This window comes from Jeotgalibacillus sp. JSM ZJ347 (genome assembly GCF_044383825.1).
Classification (GTDB): domain Bacteria; phylum Bacillota; class Bacilli; order Bacillales; family Jeotgalibacillaceae; genus Jeotgalibacillus.
In genome coordinates this window covers 66,967-87,331 of sequence record NZ_JBISEN010000006.1, presented here as the reverse complement: position 1 = coordinate 87,331, position 20,365 = coordinate 66,967, and the positions used below count along the sequence as shown (strand labels likewise).

General features: G+C 44.0%; 20 protein-coding genes, 1 rRNA gene and 2 riboswitches. Of the genes, 19 read left to right on the top strand and 2 right to left on the bottom strand.

Annotated features, from left to right (window positions below; genetic code table 11):
* From rrf to ACH6CZ_RS14630, 3 genes are all read left to right on the top strand, one after another.
* Positions 1–76: ribosomal RNA gene (gene rrf, locus ACH6CZ_RS16235) — 5S ribosomal RNA — on the top strand; the annotation flags it as partial.
* 397 nt (positions 77–473) lie between these two features.
* The gene (locus ACH6CZ_RS14635) at positions 474–1,133 is read left to right on the top strand and encodes a type 1 glutamine amidotransferase domain-containing protein (RefSeq protein ID WP_374098200.1); all 660 of its coding nucleotides are present in this window, start codon (positions 474–476) and stop codon (positions 1,131–1,133) included.
* Positions 1,134–1,236: 103 nt separating this feature from the next.
* Entirely contained in the window at positions 1,237–1,416 is a 180-nt protein-coding gene (locus ACH6CZ_RS14630; protein ID WP_374098199.1) for a hypothetical protein, read from the top strand.
* A 232-nt stretch (positions 1,417–1,648) separates the two neighbouring features.
* Here the strand turns inward: ACH6CZ_RS14630 and ACH6CZ_RS14625 are convergent, their stop codons facing one another.
* Positions 1,649–2,593: a Gfo/Idh/MocA family protein gene (locus ACH6CZ_RS14625; protein ID WP_374098198.1), complete on the bottom strand. Its 945-nt coding sequence runs from the start codon at positions 2,591–2,593 to the stop codon at positions 1,649–1,651.
* Between the two features lie 159 nt (positions 2,594–2,752).
* Between ACH6CZ_RS14625 and ACH6CZ_RS14620 the strand changes: the two genes are divergently transcribed.
* The 15 genes from ACH6CZ_RS14620 (at position 2,753) to ACH6CZ_RS14550 (ending at position 17,912) form a co-directional block, all read left to right on the top strand.
* A complete protein-coding gene (locus ACH6CZ_RS14620; RefSeq protein ID WP_374098197.1) occupies positions 2,753–3,319 on the top strand; it encodes a DUF2179 domain-containing protein in 567 nt (188 codons plus the stop codon).
* Positions 3,300–3,494: an NETI motif-containing protein gene (locus tag ACH6CZ_RS14615; RefSeq protein ID WP_374098196.1), complete on the top strand. Its 195-nt coding sequence runs from the start codon at positions 3,300–3,302 to the stop codon at positions 3,492–3,494. The genes ACH6CZ_RS14620 and ACH6CZ_RS14615 overlap by 20 nt, the downstream gene beginning before the upstream one ends.
* Positions 3,495–3,563: 69 nt before the next feature.
* A riboswitch (purine riboswitch) is annotated at positions 3,564–3,664 on the top strand.
* A gap of 217 nt (positions 3,665–3,881) precedes the next feature.
* On the top strand, positions 3,882–4,370 hold the full coding sequence (purE, locus tag ACH6CZ_RS14610) for a 5-(carboxyamino)imidazole ribonucleotide mutase (protein ID WP_374098195.1): 489 nt from the start codon (positions 3,882–3,884) through the stop codon (positions 4,368–4,370).
* Complete coding sequence (gene purK / locus ACH6CZ_RS14605; protein WP_374098194.1) at positions 4,367–5,515, top strand: 5-(carboxyamino)imidazole ribonucleotide synthase; 1,149 nt, start codon at positions 4,367–4,369, stop codon at positions 5,513–5,515. The genes purE and purK overlap by 4 nt, the downstream gene beginning before the upstream one ends.
* Entirely contained in the window at positions 5,512–6,807 is a 1,296-nt protein-coding gene (purB, locus tag ACH6CZ_RS14600; protein WP_374098193.1) for an adenylosuccinate lyase, read from the top strand. The genes purK and purB overlap by 4 nt, the downstream gene beginning before the upstream one ends.
* Before the next feature lie 246 nt (positions 6,808–7,053).
* Positions 7,054–7,770 (top strand): phosphoribosylaminoimidazolesuccinocarboxamide synthase, encoded by a 717-nt coding sequence (purC, locus tag ACH6CZ_RS14595; RefSeq protein ID WP_374098192.1) that lies wholly within the window; start codon positions 7,054–7,056, stop codon positions 7,768–7,770.
* Complete coding sequence (gene purS / locus ACH6CZ_RS14590) at positions 7,767–8,021, top strand: phosphoribosylformylglycinamidine synthase subunit PurS (RefSeq protein ID WP_374098191.1); 255 nt, start codon at positions 7,767–7,769, stop codon at positions 8,019–8,021. Before purC ends, purS begins: the two co-directional genes overlap by 4 nt.
* Positions 8,018–8,701, top strand: coding sequence for a phosphoribosylformylglycinamidine synthase subunit PurQ (gene purQ / locus ACH6CZ_RS14585; protein ID WP_374098190.1), 684 nt, complete (start codon positions 8,018–8,020; stop codon positions 8,699–8,701). Before purS ends, purQ begins: the two co-directional genes overlap by 4 nt.
* Complete coding sequence (gene purL, locus ACH6CZ_RS14580) at positions 8,685–10,898, top strand: phosphoribosylformylglycinamidine synthase subunit PurL (protein ID WP_374098189.1); 2,214 nt, start codon at positions 8,685–8,687, stop codon at positions 10,896–10,898. Before purQ ends, purL begins: the two co-directional genes overlap by 17 nt.
* Positions 10,883–12,304: an amidophosphoribosyltransferase gene (gene purF / locus ACH6CZ_RS14575; protein ID WP_374098188.1), complete on the top strand. Its 1,422-nt coding sequence runs from the start codon at positions 10,883–10,885 to the stop codon at positions 12,302–12,304. The genes purL and purF overlap by 16 nt, the downstream gene beginning before the upstream one ends.
* Positions 12,305–12,535: 231 nt before the next feature.
* Entirely contained in the window at positions 12,536–13,570 is a 1,035-nt protein-coding gene (purM, locus tag ACH6CZ_RS14570; RefSeq protein ID WP_374098187.1) for a phosphoribosylformylglycinamidine cyclo-ligase, read from the top strand.
* Positions 13,563–14,153: a phosphoribosylglycinamide formyltransferase gene (gene purN / locus ACH6CZ_RS14565; RefSeq protein ID WP_374098186.1), complete on the top strand. Its 591-nt coding sequence runs from the start codon at positions 13,563–13,565 to the stop codon at positions 14,151–14,153. The genes purM and purN overlap by 8 nt, the downstream gene beginning before the upstream one ends.
* On the top strand, positions 14,150–15,682 hold the full coding sequence (gene purH, locus ACH6CZ_RS14560) for a bifunctional phosphoribosylaminoimidazolecarboxamide formyltransferase/IMP cyclohydrolase (protein ID WP_374098185.1): 1,533 nt from the start codon (positions 14,150–14,152) through the stop codon (positions 15,680–15,682). Before purN ends, purH begins: the two co-directional genes overlap by 4 nt.
* A 182-nt stretch (positions 15,683–15,864) precedes the next feature.
* A complete protein-coding gene (purD, locus tag ACH6CZ_RS14555) occupies positions 15,865–17,121 on the top strand; it encodes a phosphoribosylamine--glycine ligase (protein ID WP_374098184.1) in 1,257 nt (418 codons plus the stop codon).
* Positions 17,122–17,633: 512 nt separating this feature from the next.
* Positions 17,634–17,731, top strand: a riboswitch (cyclic di-GMP riboswitch).
* A 34-nt stretch (positions 17,732–17,765) separates the two neighbouring features.
* Positions 17,766–17,912 carry an anti-repressor SinI family protein gene (locus ACH6CZ_RS14550; protein ID WP_374098183.1) on the top strand — a complete coding sequence of 49 codons (147 nt, stop codon included), beginning with the start codon at positions 17,766–17,768 and terminating at the stop codon, positions 17,910–17,912.
* 51 nt (positions 17,913–17,963) lie between these two features.
* Here ACH6CZ_RS14550 and ACH6CZ_RS14545 read toward each other — a convergent pair whose 3' ends face one another.
* The gene (locus ACH6CZ_RS14545; RefSeq protein WP_322422456.1) at positions 17,964–18,284 is read right to left on the bottom strand and encodes a helix-turn-helix domain-containing protein; all 321 of its coding nucleotides are present in this window, start codon (positions 18,282–18,284) and stop codon (positions 17,964–17,966) included.
* Positions 18,285–18,622: 338 nt separating this feature from the next.
* Between ACH6CZ_RS14545 and ACH6CZ_RS14540 the strand changes: the two genes are divergently transcribed.
* The gene (locus tag ACH6CZ_RS14540; protein ID WP_374098182.1) at positions 18,623–20,362 is read left to right on the top strand and encodes an adenine deaminase C-terminal domain-containing protein; all 1,740 of its coding nucleotides are present in this window, start codon (positions 18,623–18,625) and stop codon (positions 20,360–20,362) included.
* The last annotated feature ends 3 nt before the right edge of the window (positions 20,363–20,365 follow it).

The window sequence follows — 20,365 nt, the reverse complement described above, 5'->3', positions numbered from 1 at the left end:
CGAACACGGAAGTTAAGCTCTTCAGCGCCGATGGTAGTTGGGGGTTTCCCCCTGTGAGAGTAGGACGTCGCTAGGCAATCTGAGTCTTCCCTGAGGGGGAGGCTTTTTTTGTGCGTTGGAATGCTTCTGAGGGATAAGATCCCAAAGGCATCTAAGGCAAAAAGACGAAACCCTAAGTGCATATGTGGACGACGGAATTCCTTCTATTCGAAAGTTGTTGCCTCAATCCTGGGATCGATCACTTCAATATTCAGTTTGATCCCCTCAACCCAGATATTAATTCCTTCAGCAGCCACAATATCACCCTATATTCCCCTCATTTGACCGCGCCACCACCCTTCACCCTCTGAACCCAGTTTAGAAAGGTGAAATAGGTCTTAATTTTTATAGTTTCGTTTAATGGAGTGTAGAAAGGGTATCTAAATATAGTGTAAGAAGATAACATCCATTACTGAAAAGGTGGTATGTAGACGATGAGTAAAAGAGTATTAATGGTATTAACGAATACGAGTGAAATTGATAAAGATCATCCGACTGGACTATGGCTGTCTGAATTCGCTGAGCCTTATGTAGAATTTAAAAATAATGGTTATGAGGTTACAGTGGTGAGTCCTAAGGGCGGCGGAATTCCGCTTGACCCAAATAGTCTGGATGATGGTGAAAATCCTGCTGAGTGGAAGCAAGCTGAGGAAGAACTTCAGAATACTGAAAAGCTCTCAAGTGTAGTTTTTGAGAACTTTGATGGCATTTTCCTGCCAGGCGGACACGGCACGATGTTTGATTTGCCGAATGAGCCACAGCTTCAGGATGCACTAGCGCATTTTGCTGAAAATAATAAAGCAATCGGAGCTGTATGTCACGGACCAGCCGGGTTTGTGGATGTAGAGCTGTCAGATGGCACGTATCTAGTGAAGGGCAAGAAGATGACTGGTTTTACAGATGAAGAGGAAAAGGATACTGGACTAGATTCATTAATGCCATTCCTTCTTCAGTCTAAGCTTGAGGAGCAGGGTGCTCATTTTGTTGCGCAGGGTAACTGGGCAGAGCACGTTTTGACTGATGGAAAGTTTGTGACTGGACAGAATCCACAGTCCAGCCAAAAAGCTGCTGAAGCATTTGTAAAAGTCTTATAATCGAAACCAAAAGGGCAAATCCAAGTGGGTTTGTCCTTTTTTATATGCTACTTAATTTGAAACAATTGCGCTTTCTATCCTTATATTAGTCAAGGAGGGTATAATGTATATCATTGTTACGATCCTGCTCATTAGTTTATTACTGTTTATCTTGTTCAATTGGCTGATGGGTTATAAAAAAGGAAATAATATTATTGATTTCAATGAAAGTTACTTTAATTTTAATGAATATATTGAAGCGATTAAAAAGAAGCTGGAGGATGATGGGAGAGAGGTTACTTAAAAGGGGAATGGTCAGTTTGAAACCGATGGTAAGGATTATTTATTTATTGAACAGAACGTGAGCATGGGAGGGGTTCCGGTTCAGTGGACGATTTAAAGCTTTATGTTCATCAAGCTTCAGGCGCTAGCTCCTTGGGTCATAAGCCACGAATCGGTAAACGGGAAAGTTCACCCGTTTTCCGCTCCGTGTCTTACGCTTGTCGGGTCTTAACGAGGCGCTTCTGCTTTTCGATTTACAGCAGTTGTTCGAATACTTTTTGGACAGCTGTCCCTTCTTCGAATGATATGAGGTCCGACGGTTGTCCGGTCGTAATGGCGTGATGAAAAGCGTTTAAGAGTGAGCCTGAAGCAGATGTTGCACGCTCTTGAATCAGCTCAAGCGGCTGCTCCGGTGTTCCATATTTTAATTCAGCCCACTGATCGAGTGAAAGAACCCCTTTTGTCCCATAGATTCTGTAGGTCAGGTCATCTTTCATACCGATTCCGCTATGACCGTTGATCAGAAAAGGAATATGTCCGGCTGTGCCGAATGCGATGATGTTGGTTTCGCTTTCTTCTTCATTATCTGGATACTGTGTTTCTTTTGATGTGATCGCAATTTTTCCAAATAATTTATTTGTTAATTGAATAAAATGAGGTGTGATTTCTCTGATAAATCCGCCCTGCTCACGTTTTGCGATCCAGTCATTTTGCTGCCAGAAGCGCGGCCAAGTTTCAAATCGCATTGTTAGCTCGATTCGTTGTATGTCCCCGATCTTTGTAAGCTTTTCTTTTAAAAGAGCCACTTCATTACTATAATGAAGCGGGAAATGAATTGCGTTAATCACTTTTGCTTTTTTCACGGCTTCCGTCATGTCTTCTGCCTCTTTTACTGAATTGGCAAGCGGTTTTTCGCATAGAATGGCGATACCGCGTTTGGCAGCGAGTGTTGTATAGTGATGGTGAAACTTTGGTGGAACGGCTATGTATATTGCATCAAGCGCGCCATATTCGATTAATTCTTCAGCGTCAGTATAGTGTATGGCTTTTAGTGAGTGCTGTTGTGTGGTTTGTTTCATCAGCTCTTTATTCACATCACTGATCGCTGAAACAGTAAAACCTTCGTGTTGTTCAAATGCCGGAATCAGGCGCTGTCCTATAGCGCCAAGACCGATAATTCCAATGGATAACTCTTTCATTATGTTCACTCCTGTATGTAAGATAATACAATTATATCACTTAGGTACACGAAGTAATGAAAAGTTCATGATTTGGGACGGAATGACCTTTACATTTTCAGTGAAGGCTAGTAGGATTGCTTTTAGGATTTGAAAATATCGGAAAAGAGGAGAATAAAGTTGCTTGAGAACAGCTTAGTAATGGTAGCGATTATTTTTTCAATTAATATTTTTTATGTATCGTTTTTTACCATTCGTATGATTTTAACGTTAAAAGGATATCGCTATTATGCTGCAGGTGTCAGCATGGTAGAGGTTGTTATATATGTAGTTGGTCTGGGTCTTGTACTTGATAACCTGAATGAGATTCAGAACCTGATCGCTTATGCGGTCGGTTATGGCCTGGGTGTCATTATCGGCATGAAGATTGAGGAGAAATTAGCGCTCGGTTATATCACGGTAAATGTGATTACGACTGATAACGGGCTTGAACTTCCAAGTAAGCTGAGGGCACTCGGATATGGTGTGACAGACTGGGAAGCGAATGGTCTTGAGGGTGACCGCTTTGCAATGCAGATCCTCACGCCAAGAAAATATGAACTGAAACTTTATGACAGAATTAAAGAGATCGATCCAAAGGCATTTATGATATCATATGAACCAAAAGCAATTCACGGCGGCTTCTGGGTAAAGAGTGTGAGAAGAAGAATGTCACAGGAGGAAAAGAATGAGCAAAAAGTGGTTTGATGTCGAAGAGCACGAGTCGATTGGTGACTGTCTCGACAGAATGGCAAAAGAGGGCTACATGCCGGTCAGAAGAATGGAAGAACCGGTATTTCAAGAAGTAAAAGATGGATCTTCTGTAAAACACGAGCCAATCAGACAGAAAATCAGATTCCAGGGTCAAAAAAGCGAACAATGAAATGTTCAGAAAATACAATGTTCGTTTTTGTGTTGACGTTCTGATGTCAGCTTGTTATGATGATTACGAAATCAATTGAATGAACGGCCTCATATAAAATCGGGAATATGGCCCGAAAGTTTCTACCCTGCACCGTAAATGACAGGACTATGAGGGAAAGAGTCAGGCGACCCGTATATTCTGCAGGTCTCCCTGACATAAGTCAGCAGCTTTCCTTCATCCTTACCAATGAAGAAAAGCTGCTGATTTTTTATTTATTGTATTTATAAATACAAGTGTGATGAGTAACTATCAGATTAATTAATTGCACAGAGTTAAGCATCCGCCTGAAATGCAGCTTAACGGACAATGTATATAAAGATCAATAAACCTGGATGGAGTGAGAGGATGTCAGCACTGGTTAGCGTCATTATGGGAAGTACGTCAGACTGGCCGTCGATGAAAAAAGCATGCGAAAAACTGGACGAGCTGCAAGTACCTTATGAAAAGCAGGTAGTCAGCGCTCACCGTACACCGGACCTCATGTTTTCATTTGCAGAACAGGCAAGATCACGCGGAATCAAAGTCATCATTGCAGGAGCAGGCGGCGCAGCACACCTGCCGGGCATGGTAGCAGCGAAGACTACCCTGCCTGTGATCGGTGTACCGATTCAGTCGAAAGCGCTAAACGGACTGGATTCACTGCTATCAATCGCCCAAATGCCAGCGGGCGTCCCTGTTGCGACAGTTGCAATCGGGGATGCAGGTGCAGCAAATGCAGGTCTTCTCGCAGCGCAGATGCTTTCATCATTTGATGAAGAATTGGCTGAAAGAATTGCTAAAATGCGAAAGAAGAGTGAAGAAAAAGTACTTGAAAGCAGTGGTGATCTCGTATGACTAACATGATTCTCCCTCCAGCAGTGATTGGCATTATCGGTGGCGGCCAGCTTGGCAGAATGATGGCACTTGCTGCAAAGGAAGCGGGTTTTAAAATAGCAGTCCTTGATCCTGCTGAAAACTGCCCGTGCGCGCAGGTTGCTGATTACACAATCCAGACCGCTTATGACGATGAGAAAGGCTTAGCAGAACTCGCTGAATTAAGTGACATCATCACATACGAATTTGAAAATATAGATTATGAATCTTTAAAACATTTAGCAAAAAAAGCACATGTGCCTCAAGGTGCTGAACTCATCAGAATCACACAAAACCGTCAATTTGAAAAGGAAACACTTACAAAAGCAGATGTTCCGACTGCTTCTTATAAAATCATAGAAAACGAACAACAATTATATGATATGATAGGAACGTTCGTTTTTCCGATGTTATTGAAGACAATTACCGGTGGGTACGATGGTAAAGGTCAGGTAAAGCTCGAAAGTGAAAAGGATATTGAAGAAGCTGCACAGCTGATCAAAAATAACGGCACATGCATATTAGAAGCTTTTGTTGATTTTGACTGTGAGATTTCAGTGATCATTCACCGCAATGAAAAAGGCGAAACCGTCACCCAGCCAATCGCTGAAAATATTCATGAGCATCAGATTCTGCACACTTCTATTGTGCCCGCGAGAATAAGTGATGATGTAAAAGCGGATGCAATCAGGCTCGCTGAACAGGTAGCCGATCAGCTAAAGCTTGTTGGAACGCTTGCAGTTGAAATGTTTGTTGGTAAAAATGGAGAGCTTTATGTGAATGAACTTGCGCCAAGACCGCATAACTCAGGTCACTATTCAATAGAAGCAAGTTCTTCATCACAATTCCATCAGCACATCAGATCCATTGCGAACTGGCCGCTTGCACTATCAAATCTTTTAAAGCCGGCTGTGATGGTGAATTTACTCGGTCAGCACGTTGAACCGGCGCTAAATTCAATCGCACATTACCCGCACTGGTCACTTCATTTATACGGAAAAGACGAAGCGAAAACTAACAGGAAAATGGGGCATATCACAATACTGACAGATGATATTGAAAAGACGCTGAAAGAAATTGAAACATCAGGCGTCTGGACCCCTGCAGTCAAGGAGGCACAACGATGATTGAACGTTATACGCGACCTGAAATGGGTGCGATTTGGACTGAGCAGAACCGCTTCGAAGCATGGCTTGAAGTTGAAATTCTGGCATGTGAGGCATGGTCAGAGCTTGGTGATATTCCGAAAGAAGATGTAAAAAAAATCCGCGAAAACGCTTCATTTGATGTAGACCGCATTAAAGCGATCGAAGAAGAAACGCGCCATGATGTTGTGGCATTTACAAGAGCGGTTTCTGAGACGCTTGGTGACGAGAAGAAGTGGGTGCATTACGGACTGACATCAACAGACGTAGTAGATACGGCACTTTCATATCTGCTTAGACAGGCCAACGAAATTCTGCTTGCAGACCTTGAGCGTTTTGTAGAGATTTTAGCTGAAAAAGCAAAAGAACATAAAGACACAGTGATGATGGGCCGTACACACGGTGTCCACGCTGAACCGACGACGTTCGGACTGAAGCTTGCACTCTGGTATGAAGAAATGAAGCGTAACCTGGACCGCTTTAAGCGCGCAGCAGATGGCGTTGAATTCGGAAAAATGTCAGGTGCAGTTGGTACTTATGCAAATATCGATCCATTCGTTGAATCATATGTATGTGAAAAGCTCGGCTTAACACCTGCACCTGTTTCAACTCAGACCTTGCAGCGCGACCGCCATGCAGATTACATGGCAACACTTGCACTGATCGCGACGTCTATCGAAAAGTTCGCTGTTGAAGTCCGCAGCCTGCAAAAGAGTGAAACGCGCGAAGTGGAAGAATTCTTTGCAAAAGGTCAAAAAGGATCTTCTGCTATGCCGCATAAGCGTAATCCAATCGGCTCTGAAAACATGACGGGACTTGCACGTCTGATCCGTGGTTATATGCAGACAGCTTATGAAAATGTTCCGCTTTGGCATGAGCGGGATATCTCCCACTCATCAGCAGAGCGTGTCATTTTACCGGATGCAACAATCGCATTAAATTACATGCTGAACCGCTTCGGTAACATCATCAAAAACCTGACAGTGTTCCCTGAAAACATGAAGCGCAACATGGACCGCACACTCGGTCTGATCTACTCACAGCGCGTACTGCTCGCACTGATTGACAAGGGACTATCACGCGAAGAAGCCTATGATACAGTCCAGCCAAAAGCAATGGAGGCATGGGAAAAGCAGGTACACTTCCGTGAACTCGTTGAAGCAGAAGAAAAAATCACGTCAAAGCTGTCACCGGCAGAAATCGAAGACTGCTTTGATTATACTTACCATTTGCAGCACGTAAATACAGTATTTAAGCGTATCGGACTTTTATAATCGTTAGATGAAGAAGCAGTCACTTTCTATTTAGGATATCGTTTATTTTTACAATCTGAGTTGATCAGAGTGTAAGGCGACTCCAGCGGGATGTGACGGACAGCTGAGACCCCGCAAGGCGAAGCCTGAGGAGGCTCAGCGCCGTCCCCGCGGAAAGCGTCCGCCTGAAACGCAGATCAACGGTTCTTAATGAGACATTATCCGAAATAATCCCAATATTCCGACATTCGAAAGGATGAAATCCAGTTGAAAAAAGAACAGCTCCTTTACGAAGGAAAAGCAAAACGACTCTATCAGACAGATCAAAAAGACGTTCTATGGATTGAATATAAAGACTCAGCCACTGCATTTAACGGTGAGAAAAAAGAAACGATTGCCGGTAAAGGTGTGCTGAATAACCTGATTACAAGTCTTCTTTTTGAAAAGCTGAAGGCTGAAGGCATTGAGTCTCACTTTATTAAAAAGATTTCTGATCACGAACAGCTGGTAAAAGCCGTTGAGATCATTCCAATTGAAGTGGTTGTCAGAAATACAGTAGCAGGAACGCTTGCGAAGCGGATTGGTCTGGATGAGGGAACAAAGCTTAAGAAAACGATTGTTGAGTGGTATTACAAGGACGATGATCTCGGTGATCCGCTCATTAATGAAGATCACATTGAAGTACTCGGACTTGCTTCAGCTGAAGAGCTGACACTTTTAAAAGAAAAAGGACTTCAGGTAAATGAAGTCATGACTGCATTTTTCAAGGGAATCGGTCTTGATTTGATTGATTTCAAGCTTGAATTTGGCCGTGATGAAAACGGACAGGTGCTGCTTGCTGATGAGATTTCACCTGACACGTGCAGGCTTTGGGATATTAAAACAGGTGAGAAGATGGATAAAGATGTGTTCAGACGGAATCTTGGAAGTCTGACAGAAGCTTATGAAAAGGTATTAAACCGACTGGGAGGCGTCAAATCATGATTAAAGTTAAAGTTCATGTAACGTTAAGAGAGAGTGTACTTGATCCGCAGGGAACAGCAGTAAAGAATTCCCTTCATGCAATGAATTACAGTGAAGTGCAGGATGTACGAATCGGAAAATACCTTGAGTTGTTAATCGAGCCTTCTGAGCGTCCGATTGAAGAATCAGTAAAAGAAATGTGCGAGAAGCTGCTCGCAAATACAGTTATTGAGAACTATGAGTTTGAAGTGGAGGAGGCCGTTACACAATGAAGTTTGCGGTCATCGTATTTCCAGGATCAAATTGTGACATTGACATGTATCATGCCGTAAAGGATGAGCTTGGTGAGGAAGTGGAATATGTCTGGCATGATGAAGCTGACTTAAGTCAGTTTGACGGCGTATTACTGCCTGGCGGATTCTCTTATGGAGATTACCTTCGTTCAGGGTCAATCGCGCGCTTTTCAAATGTCATGAGTGAAGTGGTGAAAGCGGCTGAAGAAGGTAAGCCGGTGCTCGGCGTATGTAACGGATTTCAGATTCTGCTTGAAGCAGGACTGCTGCCTGGCGCTATGCTTCGCAACCAAGGACTGAAGTTTATCTGTCGTCCTGTCGAACTTGAAGTTGTCAATAACGAAACCATGTTCACTAAAGCCTATCAGTCTAATGAGCGCGTCACAGTACCAGTCGCTCATGGTGAAGGGAACTATTTCTGTGATGAAGAAATATTAAAGCAGCTTGAGGCAAACGGACAGATTGCTTTCCGTTATGCTGACAATCCAAATGGAAGTCTGCTGTCAATTGCAGGGATCACGAATGAAAAAGGGAATGTACTTGGCATGATGCCTCACCCTGAACGTGCTGTGGACGAGCTGTTGGGTAGTGCAGATGGACTTAAATTGTTTCAATCAATCGTAAAACACTGGAGGGACTCTCATGTCGTTAATGCTTGAACCGGTACAGCAGCAAATCAAGGATGAGAAAATCTACCGCGAAATGGGGCTGACTGATGAAGAATTCAGCCTTGTAGAAGGTATCCTTGGCAGATTGCCTAACTATACAGAGCTTGGATTATTTTCAGTCATGTGGTCAGAGCACTGCAGCTATAAAAATTCAAAGCCTCTTTTAAAGAAATTCCCTGTAACAGGCGAGCAGGTACTGCAGGGACCGGGAGAAGGAGCTGGCATTGTTGATATTGGAGACGGCCAGGCAGTGGCATTCAAAATCGAGAGTCATAATCACCCATCTGCCATCGAACCTTATCAAGGCGCGGCAACAGGTGTTGGCGGCATTATACGTGACGTATTTTCAATGGGAGCTAGACCCATTGCGATACTCAATTCCCTACGCTTTGGAGAACTGGATTCTCCTCGTGTTCGGTACTTATTTGAGCAGGTAGTGGCAGGAATCGCGGGCTATGGTAACTGTATCGGAATCCCGACAGTCGGTGGGGAAGTACAGTTTGACAAATCGTATGACGGCAATCCACTTGTAAATGCCATGTGTGTTGGACTGATCAATCACGATGAGATCCAGAAAGGTCAGGCAAAAGGTGTCGGCAACACAGTAATGTACGTTGGCGCTAAAACAGGCCGCGACGGTATTCACGGAGCGACATTTGCATCTGAGGAATTAACAGAGGATTCAGATGAGAAGCGTCCGGCAGTACAGGTAGGGGATCCATTTATGGAGAAGCTTCTGCTTGAAGCATGCCTTGAACTGATTAAAAACGATGCCCTGATTGGTATTCAGGATATGGGTGCAGCGGGTCTGACGAGTTCATCAGCTGAAATGGCAAGTAAAGCGGGTTCTGGGATTGAAATGAACCTTGACCTTGTACCTCAGCGTGAGAGTGGTATGTCAGCTTATGAAATGATGCTTTCAGAGTCACAGGAGCGTATGCTGATTGTCATTGAAAAAGGACGTGAAGCGGAAATCCAGGAATTGTTCCATAAATACGATCTTGATGCAGTAGCAGTCGGAACGGTAACGGATGATAAACGTCTTCGCCTTCTTCATGAAGGAAACGTTGTAGCAGATGTACCGGTTGATGCACTTGCTGAAGATGCGCCGGTTTATCACAAGCCCTCAAAAGAACCTGCTTACTATCGTGAATTCCAGGCGATTGAAAATGAAGAGCCTGAAGTTGAAAACGTGGAAGAAACGCTTCATGCATTATTGAAGCAGCCTACAATTGCAAGTAAAGAGTGGGTCTATGACCAGTATGATTACCAGGTGCGCACAAATACAGTTGTAACGCCTGGATCTGATGCGGCAGTCCTTCGTATCCGCGGCACTGAAAAGGCGCTGGCGATGACGACAGACTGCAACTCACGCTATCTGTACCTTGACCCTGAAACAGGCGGGAAGATCGCAGTAGCAGAAGCTGCACGTAATATTGTCTGCTCAGGCGGTCGTCCGCTTGCGATTACAGACTGCCTGAACTTCGGCAGCCCTGATAAGCCGGAGATCTTCTGGCAGATGGAAAAATCCGTTGATGGCATGAGTGAAGCGTGCCGCGTGCTGAATGCACCGGTTATTGGCGGAAACGTATCTTTATATAACGAAACAAATGGTACAGCAGTCTACCCGACACCGGTTGTCGGTATGGTCGGGCTGATTGAAAACCTTAAACATATTACAACACAAAGCTTTAAACAGGCTGGCGATGCAGTATACCTGATCGGTGAGACGAAAACTGAATTTGGCGGAAGTGAGCTGCAAAAGTTGACTACCGGAGAGATTACAGGTAAAGCGCCTGAGCTTGACCTGGCAACAGAGCTTGATCGTCAGGAAAAGGTTTTAGCAGCGATTAAGCAGGGACTCGTACAATCAGCTCATGACCTTGCTGAAGGCGGACTGGCAGTGGCGCTTGCTGAATCAGCATTCGGATCAGGTTTTGGTGTAACAGTAGAAACTGAAGGGTCTGCAGTTACAGAACTTTTCAGCGAAACACAGTCAAGGTTCTTAATCAGCGTAAAGCCTGAGGATCAAAAAGCTTTTGAAACACTGACAGGCGCTAGAAAGATCGGTGAAGTGACAGCACAGCCTGTATTAAAAGTTGTGCATAACGGAGCGGCCGTCATTGACCAGCCAATTGAAAAATTTGAAGAGAGCTGGAGAGGAGCAATCCCATGCTTGCTGAACTAAAAGGATTAAATGAAGAATGTGGCGTTTTTGGCGTCTGGGGTCATCACCAGGCTGCACAAATGACGTATTATGCACTTCAAAGCTTACAGCACCGGGGGCAGGAAGGAGCGGGTATTGCTGCCACTGACGGGGAAAACTTATCTTTTTCCAAAGGTGAGGGGCTTGTAACGGAAGTATTTACGCAGGAAATGCTTGCTGAGCTGAAAGGTCACGGTGCAATCGGTCACGTACGCTACGCAACGGCAGGAGGAGGCGGCTATGAAAACGTTCAGCCGCTCGTCTTCCGCTCACAAAGCGGTACGTTGACACTGGCTCATAACGGGAACCTGGTGAATGCAAATCAGTTGAAGCATCAGCTTGAGCGCCAAGGAAGCATTCTTCAGACAACTTCTGATACAGAAGTACTTGCCCACCTGATTAAAAGAAGCGGCTATGCATCACTTGAAGAACGTGTGAAGAACGCACTGACCATGTTAAAAGGTGCTTATGCGTTTGTCATTATGACTGAAACTGAATTAATGGTTGCACTGGATCCGCATGGTTTAAGACCACTGACGCTTGCGAAAGTGGGCGATGGCTATGCAGTGGCATCTGAGACGTGCGCATTTGATATTATCGGAGCAGAAGTGATCCGTTCAGTAGAACCTGGAGAACTGCTGATCATCAATGATGAAGGCATTCGCTCAGAGCGCTTTTCATATGCAACAAACCGTGCAATCTGTTCAATGGAATACATTTATTTTTCACGTCCTGACAGTGATATTGACGGAATCAACATTCATTCAGCAAGAAAGCGTCTTGGCAAACAGCTTGCACATGAATTCCCGATCGAAGCAGACGTAGTAACCGGCGTACCGGATTCAAGTATTTCAGCGGCAATCGGCTACGCTGAAGAAGCATCGATTCCATATGAAATGGGTTTAATTAAAAACCGCTATATCGGACGGACATTTATCCAGCCTTCACAGGAGCTTCGGGAACAGGGTGTAAAAATGAAGCTTTCACCTGTTCGTGGTGTTGTTGAAGGTAAACGGGTTGTGATGGTAGATGATTCAATCGTTCGTGGCACAACCAGCCGACGTATTGTGAAAATGCTAAAAGAAGCTGGCGCAACAGAAGTACATGTTGTCATCAGCTCACCACCAATTAAAAATCCATGCTTTTACGGCATTGATACAAGCAGCCATGAAGAGCTGATTGCATCAAAACATTCAGTAGAAGAAATCCGCCAGCAAATCGGTGCAGATACTTTATCATTTCTAAGCGTAGAAGGTCTTGTCAAAGCAATTGGCCGTGAAGATGAAGGTGAAAACCGCGGTCACTGCCTTGCGTGCTTTACAGGAAAGTATCCAACTGAGATCTACCCGGATACACTTCACCCATACGAAAAAGAACTGGCGCGTTAACATCAAAAGATAAATTCAAAAATAAATGATAGCAGGCGTTAAATTTCTAAAGTGATTTTCTTATTATCTACAGCGCAGGTCGCAGTGGGAGTGGCGGCTCACAGGAAGGGACAGATGAGGCTTATGGCGAAGCCTGCTGGCTCACCGCCCGGCCGCGGAAAGCGTTCCCCTGAAACGGAGATTGCACGCCAATATACCAAGACCCAACAGCGTATTCAAGGAGGAACATTCATGTCTGATGCCTACAAACAGGCCGGAGTTAACATCGAAGCAGGATACGAAGCAGTAGAACGGATGAAAAAGCACGTCAAACGTACAGAACGCGCAGGCATCATGGGCGCATTCGGCGGATTTGGCGGCATGTTTGACCTGTCAGCCCTCGACTATAAAGAACCCGTGCTGATCTCAGGCACAGACGGCGTCGGAACAAAGCTGAAGCTTGCATTTGCCATGGATCAGCACGACACAATCGGTATTGACTGTGTAGCAATGTGTGTGAATGATATCGTTGCACAAGGCGCAGAGCCGCTGTATTTCCTTGATTACCTGGCAGTTGGTAAAGCAGAGCCTGAAAAGATTGAACAGCTGGTGAAAGGAATCGCAGATGCTTGCGTTGACTCCGGTTGTGCTTTAATTGGCGGGGAAACTGCTGAAATGCCGGGAATGTATGAAGAGGACGAATACGATATGGCCGGATTTGCAGTTGGTGCAGCTGAAAAGAGCCGGATCATTACAGGTGAAGCGATTCAGCCTGGAGATGTGTTAATAGGACTGCCATCAAGCGGGATCCACAGCAATGGCTTCTCACTAGTCAGAAAAGTACTGCTTGAACAACATCAGATGCAGCTGACTGACCGTCCTGAAGGCTTTGAAAAAACACTTGGTGAAGTGCTTTTAACACCGACACGACTTTATCCTAAAGCGGTGAAAACGGCGCTTGCAGCAGGTGAAATCACTGGGATGGCACATATCACGGGAGGCGGATTTTATGAAAATCTTCCGCGTATGCTTCCTGAAGGAACATCCATTGAAGTGAACAATAACAGCTGGCCGGTGCTTCCGGTATTTGACCTGATTCAAAAAGCCGGAGATTTTTCAGACCAAGCAATGTTCAGCGTATTTAACATGGGGATCGGTTTTGTATTTGCAGTCAGACCTGATTATGCAGCAGCGGTTCAGAGAAAACTTGCTGATTCAGGTGAAGAAAGCTATGAAATCGGCCGTGTGACAGCTGAAAATGGAAAGAAGGTTACAATCTATGAGTGACATTAAATTTGCTGTATTTGCATCAGGAAACGGGAGTAACTTTGAAGCAATCGCACAGGCGGTCCGTGACGGCAGATTAAAAGGTTCACTCGTTTTACTCGTAACAGATAAGCCTGGTGCGTTCGCAGTCAATCGCGCAAAAGCATTAGGCATTGATGTCTGTGCAGTGAACCCGAAGGACTTTCCGTCAAAAGCTGAATATGAAACAGCAATCCTTGAAATGCTTCATGAAAAAGAAGTAGAATGGCTGGTATTAGCAGGGTATATGAGACTTATTGGTCCTGTCCTTCTTCATGCTTACCCAAAACGCATTGTCAATGTTCATCCATCACTGCTTCCCGCATTTCCGGGGAAAGACGCGCTTGGACAGGCAATCGACAGCGGGATGAAAGTAACGGGTGTGACCATTCATTACGTAGATAAAGGAATGGATACTGGTCCTGTTATTGTGCAGGAACCTTTTAAGATTCCGGACGGATGGGAAAGAGAAGAGATTGAAAAGGTGATCCATGGAATTGAGCATCGTCTATACCCTGAAACACTCAACCAGCTATTTGCTGAAGCATTGGAGGAAACAAAATGACTAAACGTGCATTAATCAGTGTATCTGAAAAAGCGGGGATTGTAGAATTTGCAGAACAGCTGCAGTCGCTTGGCTATGAAATCCTTTCAACAGGCGGGACAAAGACGTTGCTTGCTGATAACGGAGTTGAAGTAAAAGGTGTGGATGAAGTAACCGGCTTCCCTGAAATTCTTGAAGGTCGTGTAAAAACACTTCACCCATCTATTCACGGCGGACTGCTTGCCAAGCAGGATCAGCCTGATCATCAGCGCCAGCTTCAGGAGCAGGGGATCGAAGCGATCGACCTTGTTTGTGTGAACCTGTATCCATTCCAGCAGACGATTGCAAAGCCGAATGTATCATTTGAAGATGCGGTTGAAAATATCGATATCGGTGGACCTACCATGCTGCGCGCAGCTGCAAAGAATCATGCGTATCTGACAGTTGTCGTTGACTCAGAGGATTATGAAAAAGTAATTGAAGAGTTAAAAGCAGGCGGCGTATCGCCGGAGTTCAAAAAGCGTCTTGCTGCAAAAGTGTTCAGACATACAGCAGCCTATGATTCTTACATTGCACAATACTTAACAGAGGAATCAGGAGAAGAGAACCCTGAGCGAATTACGGTTACGTATGAGCGCAAGCAGGATCTGCGCTACGGTGAAAACCCTCACCAAAAAGCAGCATTCTATCGTAATCCTTTAGGGTCTGAATTCTCGATTGCTCACGCACGACAGCATCACGGGAAAGAGCTTTCCTATAACAATATTAAAGATGCCGATGCAGCGCTTCAGATCGTAAAAGACTTTGATGAAGCAGCAGCCGTTGCGGTCAAACATATGAATCCATGCGGTGTTGGTACCGGTGAAAGTCCGCAGGAAGCATTCCAGCGCGCATTTGAAGCAGATTCCACTTCCATCTTTGGCGGTATTGTTGCATTTAATAGAGGTGTGAATAAAGAAACAGCCGAAAAACTGGCTGACATTTTTCTTGAGATCATCATTGCTCCAGCATTTTCAGATGATGCACTTGAGATTCTGACAAGAAAGAAAAATATCAGACTGCTGACTGTTCCTTTTGACCGTCATTTAAAGCATGAACATATTTATACGTCAGTTGAGGGCGGTCTGCTTGTTCAGGATCAGGACCGCTATACGCTTGAGGACGCTGACTTAAAAATCGTCACAAAACGTGAGCCGACTAAAGAAGAGTGGACAGCAATGAAGACTGCCTGGAAGGTGGTGAAGCACGTTAAGTCGAATGCGATTGTTGTTGCTGAACAGCACATGACGCTTGGAATTGGCGCGGGTCAGATGAACCGTGTCGGCGCTGCGAAAATTGCGCTTGAACAGGCGGGCAAACGCGCCGAGGGAGCTGCACTTGCTTCTGATGCCTTCTTCCCGATGAATGACACGGTTGAAGCGGCTGCGAAAGCCGGTATTACGGCGATTATTCAAACGGGTGGATCGATTAAGGATGAGGATTCGATTCAGAAAGCTGATGAGTATGGCATTGCTATGGTCATGACAGGCGTACGCCACTTTAAGCATTAATTTGTTTTGTTTTCTGGAAAATGGCGTTTGATCTTCATTTCAGGTGAACGCTATTGAGTAACCGTAAGTGAAACTTTTCTATTTGCGTAAGAGGTCCATGTCAAAGCCGCTTACAGAATATTTTTAGCCGGCTTCTCTTTGAGGCCGGCTCTTTTTTAAAAATCACTTCAGGAGGAATACACATGAATGTATTAGTAGTTGGACGCGGAGGACGCGAGCATGCACTTTGCTATAAATTTCATCAGGACACATCAGTTAGTAAGGTATATTGTGCACCGGGTAATGCAGGCATCGCAGCGCATGCTGAATGTGTGGATATTCAGGAAACAGATCAGGGTGAGTTAGTAACGTTTGCAAAAGAAAACAATATTGCCTTAACGGTTATTGGACCCGAGCAGCCGCTTGCTGAAGGGTTGACAGATCTTTTTTTAGCTGAGGGACTGAAAGTATTTGGTCCGACTAAAAAAGCCTCTGCAATTGAGGGCAGTAAAGCATTTGCAAAGGAACTGATGAAAAAATACAGCATCCCGACAGCCGACTACGAAACATTTACAAGCTTTCAGAAGGCATCTGATTACATAAAGAGTAAAGGGGCTCCGATCGTTATTAAAGCAGACGGTCTTGCAGCCGGTAAGGGTGTAGTCGTTGCAATGACTGAAAATGAAGCGCTTGAAGCAGCCGAGGATATGCTTGAACATAACCGCTTTGGTGACTCATCCGGTAAAATCGTAGTAGAAGATTTTCTGGATGGGGAAGAGTTTTCATTTATGTGTCTTGTCAACGGGGGATCTATTATTCCACTTGCGCTCGCCCAGGATCATAAAAGAGCATATGACAATGATAAAGGTCCGAATACGGGTGGCATGGGTGCATATTCACCTGTTGCGCATCTGCCTGCTGAAACAGAAGAAAAGGCAATGAATGAGATTATTGAGCCGGTTGTTCAGGCAATGATGAAAGAAGGGACGCCTTTTACAGGTGTGTTATATGCAGGATTAATTCTGACTGAAGGCGGCCCGAAAGTGATTGAATTCAATGCCCGCTTTGGCGACCCGGAGACGCAGGTTGTTCTGCATAGAATGAAATCTGACCTTGCACTGCTGCTGCTAAACTTGTTAAGAGGTGTAACGGCACAGGCTGAATGGAGTGATCATACGGTTATTGGCGTGGTCCTTGCATCAGAGGGATACCCGGGCTCCTATGAAAAAGAACATTCAGTCCAGACTATACTGGATGCGGAAACATTCTTCTATCACGCGGGTACAAAAGTACATGGCTCTGACATCGTTTCCGACGGAGGAAGAGTGCTCCTTGCTGCCGGATCAGGAGAGGGGATTGAATCGGCACGTGATGAAGTATATCGTGCGCTGGATTCAGTTCACACAGACCATTTTTTCTATAGAAAAGATATTGGCAGTAAAGCATTAAAAAGAAGTTAAAATTTTCAGAAAAATTAACTTATATGGAGCGATTGAGAGCATTTAGTTGAAAAACATTCTTTTTGCACCCTTTAAGAGCGTTTTTCCCTCTTGTATATCACTGACTATCACTTATAATGAGATTACATATATTCTTTATAGAGAACGAGAGGTGATCATATGGTGCGAAAAGAATGTCCTAAATGTATGCGCTCATCCTATAGCAGCGGGTCACGCGAAACCTGGATATGTCCGGTATGCGGTGAAGATCTCACTACATATCCGTCACTTAGAGCAATCTCTTATTACGAACTGAATCAGCATATTCGTCAATCTGTGTACCAGTATTCACCAAAATAAGTCAATTTGATATTGTAACACAAATTTAATGTTGAAAAAGTCAGAATATTTAGGTAAATATGACTATTTATTTACTTTAAACCAAGTGATAATATAAGTCTATAACATAATTCAATACTTAAACTCAAACTTTTAGCCCAATGTTGATCCCGGTGCCGCAATCGCTATGAGAGAACAGAAAAAGGCAAACCATCTGAAAGGATGGGACGCAAAGCTTACGGGTCTAAGGCCAATAAAGAGATAGGGGAGCTATGACGGCTGAGCCGCCTGAAGTACTGTAGAAAGTATTTTAGGAGGGGAATGTAATGGGTCATAAAAATGAAATCGATGTTGAATGGATGGCGCTAATTGAGGAAGCTGTACAAGCGGGAATTTCACAGGAAGAAATCAGAGATTTTCTGGAGAGTGCAGGTTCAGCCAATTGGAGGAGGAATGATTTAGTTGTTGGTTAATTCATACGCGAGACAATGAAAAAGCCTGTGCAAAGTTAGACGCTGCACAGGCTATTTTTGATTGATCCGCCATTTATTAAATTCAATAAACTCTTTAAATTGTTCTTTCGAGATCCCTGACTCCATCGCTGTCTTCGCAAGGTTTACCCATTCACTATCCACATTTTTTTCATCGCTGTCCGGATCCAGTAGAGAGTTGACCGTTACACCAAGTACAGGAGCTATTTTTTCTAAAAATTGGATAGAAGGATTTTTCTGAAGATTTCTCTCAAGAGAACTGATATATGATTTAGCAACGCCTGCCTGTTCAGCCAGTTCAGTCAGCGACATTTTCTTTTCTTTTCTTAAAGCTTTAACGCGGTCTCCAATCATGACAATCACTCTCTTTGCTTAAATATTCTTATATAAATAATATCATACAAATAAAAAAAGACCACTAATAACTGTAATTGAAAAAAATCATTTGACTGAATATTCAATATATTTTTTAACAACATATGATTAATACAGTAAATGTATATTTATCTATCGCACTTAAGAATATTTTAAGATGCTAAAGGAAAAGATTGATGATCAATATGGATTTAAATGTATTTTTTAAAAATAATGTTCACTTATGCACATAATCATTAAAAAGTCACATTTCTTTTGTGCGGTGACGCGTAAAATATGGTAAACTGAATGAAACTTTTAGAGGAATGCTTGGAGTGATGAGAGTGGAACAGAGATTCCCGTGGAAGATCAGTCATTTAAGAGGCCATACCTCCATTTTGGAAGGGAAAAAATCCCCTGATCTTGTACTTGCTGATGTAAATTATTTAAATTCGTCCCTTCATCAATGGGTGAGAGGGAATATATGGATCTATCAGGATAGAATTATTTATGCAGGGAGCGGTATGCCTGAGAAAATGAATGGAACTGAAGTGCTTCACCTTGAGGATAAATGGATTGTACCCGGTTATATTGAACCACATGTCCATCCATTTCAATTGTATAATCCGCAAAGTTTTGGAGAATATGCAGCGAAGCGTGGAACGACCACATTTATTCAGGATAATTTAATGCTCCTTTTATTATGCGACAAAAAGAAAGCGCTTCCTTTTATGCAGCAATTCAAAACTTCACCGCTGACTTACTACTGGTGGAGCAGGCTGGATTCTCAGACTGAGCTTCGCAATGAAGAAGAAGTTTTTACAAATGGTGAAGTGCTTTCCTGGCTTGATGACCCGAGCGTTTTACTTGCTGGGGAGCTGACTTCATGGCCTAAGCTTGCTGAAGGGGATGATCTGCTGCTGAGCTGGGTGCAGGAAGCACGTCTGCGATATAAGAGGGTTGAAGGTCACCTGCCGGGAGCATCAGAAAAGACGATTGCAAAAATGTCGTTGCTCGGTGTAACGGGAGACCATGAAGCGATGACAGGTGATGATGTGTGGAAGCGTCTTGAGCAGGGGCTTGCCGTGACGCTCAGACATTCATCAATCAGACCTGATCTGCCAAAGCTGATTAGAGAACTTAAAGAGCGGAAGCTTTATTCTTTTGACTCATTAATGATGACCACCGATGGCTCAAGTCCGTCATTTTATGAAAGCGGTATCATGGATCAGCTAGTACAGATTGCGATTGATGAGGGTGTAGAACCGATTGAAGCCTATCACATGGCTTCATATGCCATTGCAAAATATTACCGCCTGGATTATATGCAGGGGATGATTGCGACGGGACGACTCGCAACGTTAAATATTCTAAGCGATCCGGAAAATCCGGTGCCTGAATCAGTGATGTCAAAAGGGGAATGGATCTTGAAAGATGGACAGGAGCAGGAACCACAGTTCAAACCCGACTGGTCAGAGATTAACCCGCTTGAGATCGACTGGGAGCTGGAAGCTGACGATCTTCAGTTTTCTATGCCGTGTGGGATCGATATGGTCAATAACGTGATCACCAAGCCATATTCAGTATCCATTGATGCGAGTGTGAACGAGCTTCCTCGGAATAATGATGAGAGCTTTCTCATGCTTGTTGACCGTCACGGAGAATGGAAAATCTGTACGCTGATTAAAGGGTTTGCGAGTACCCTTGGTGGACTGGCTTCTTCTTTTTCAAGCACAGGTGATATTTTACTGATTGGCAAAAGCAAAAAAGATTTGCTGGATGCCTTCAAAAGAATGAAAGAAATCGGTGGAGGCATCGTACTGATGGATCAGGGGGAAATCTTGCATGAGATTCCACTGTCACTTGGCGGTGTCATGTCAGATCAGCCGATGGAAACACTGATTGAGGATGAAAAGAAACTGCGCTGTGTTTTGAAGGAATGCGGGTATTGTTTTGATGATCCTGTGTATACATTGCTATTTCTATCTTCAACTCACTTACCTTATTTAAGGGTGACACAGCGCGGAATCTATGATGTAAAGAAGAAAACGGTACTCTTTCCAACGATAATGCGTTAAAAT

Excerpts from the sequence above, each read along its gene's own strand:
- purH (WP_374098185.1), top strand. The coding sequence starts at position 14,150 with ATGACTAAACGTGCATTAATCAGTGTATCTGAAAAAGCGGGGATTGTA.
- purN (WP_374098186.1), top strand. The coding sequence starts at position 13,563 with ATGAGTGACATTAAATTTGCTGTATTTGCATCAGGAAACGGGAGTAAC.
- purL (WP_374098189.1), top strand. The coding sequence starts at position 8,685 with ATGTCGTTAATGCTTGAACCGGTACAGCAGCAAATCAAGGATGAGAAA.
- ACH6CZ_RS14635 (WP_374098200.1), top strand. The coding sequence starts at position 474 with ATGAGTAAAAGAGTATTAATGGTATTAACGAATACGAGTGAAATTGAT.
- ACH6CZ_RS14545 (WP_322422456.1), bottom strand. The coding sequence starts at position 18,284 with ATGATTGGAGACCGCGTTAAAGCTTTAAGAAAAGAAAAGAAAATGTCG.
- ACH6CZ_RS14615 (WP_374098196.1), top strand. The coding sequence starts at position 3,300 with ATGAGCAAAAAGTGGTTTGATGTCGAAGAGCACGAGTCGATTGGTGAC.
- ACH6CZ_RS14540 (WP_374098182.1), top strand. The coding sequence starts at position 18,623 with ATGAGAGTGGAACAGAGATTCCCGTGGAAGATCAGTCATTTAAGAGGC.
- purM (WP_374098187.1), top strand. The coding sequence starts at position 12,536 with ATGTCTGATGCCTACAAACAGGCCGGAGTTAACATCGAAGCAGGATAC.
- purB (WP_374098193.1), top strand. The coding sequence starts at position 5,512 with ATGATTGAACGTTATACGCGACCTGAAATGGGTGCGATTTGGACTGAG.
- purK (WP_374098194.1), top strand. The coding sequence starts at position 4,367 with ATGACTAACATGATTCTCCCTCCAGCAGTGATTGGCATTATCGGTGGC.
- purD (WP_374098184.1), top strand. The coding sequence starts at position 15,865 with ATGAATGTATTAGTAGTTGGACGCGGAGGACGCGAGCATGCACTTTGC.
- purE (WP_374098195.1), top strand. The coding sequence starts at position 3,882 with ATGTCAGCACTGGTTAGCGTCATTATGGGAAGTACGTCAGACTGGCCG.
- ACH6CZ_RS14625 (WP_374098198.1), bottom strand. The coding sequence starts at position 2,593 with ATGAAAGAGTTATCCATTGGAATTATCGGTCTTGGCGCTATAGGACAG.
- ACH6CZ_RS14550 (WP_374098183.1), top strand. The coding sequence starts at position 17,766 with ATGGGTCATAAAAATGAAATCGATGTTGAATGGATGGCGCTAATTGAG.
- purQ (WP_374098190.1), top strand. The coding sequence starts at position 8,018 with ATGAAGTTTGCGGTCATCGTATTTCCAGGATCAAATTGTGACATTGAC.
- purF (WP_374098188.1), top strand. The coding sequence starts at position 10,883 with ATGCTTGCTGAACTAAAAGGATTAAATGAAGAATGTGGCGTTTTTGGC.
- ACH6CZ_RS14630 (WP_374098199.1), top strand. The coding sequence starts at position 1,237 with ATGTATATCATTGTTACGATCCTGCTCATTAGTTTATTACTGTTTATC.
- purS (WP_374098191.1), top strand. The coding sequence starts at position 7,767 with ATGATTAAAGTTAAAGTTCATGTAACGTTAAGAGAGAGTGTACTTGAT.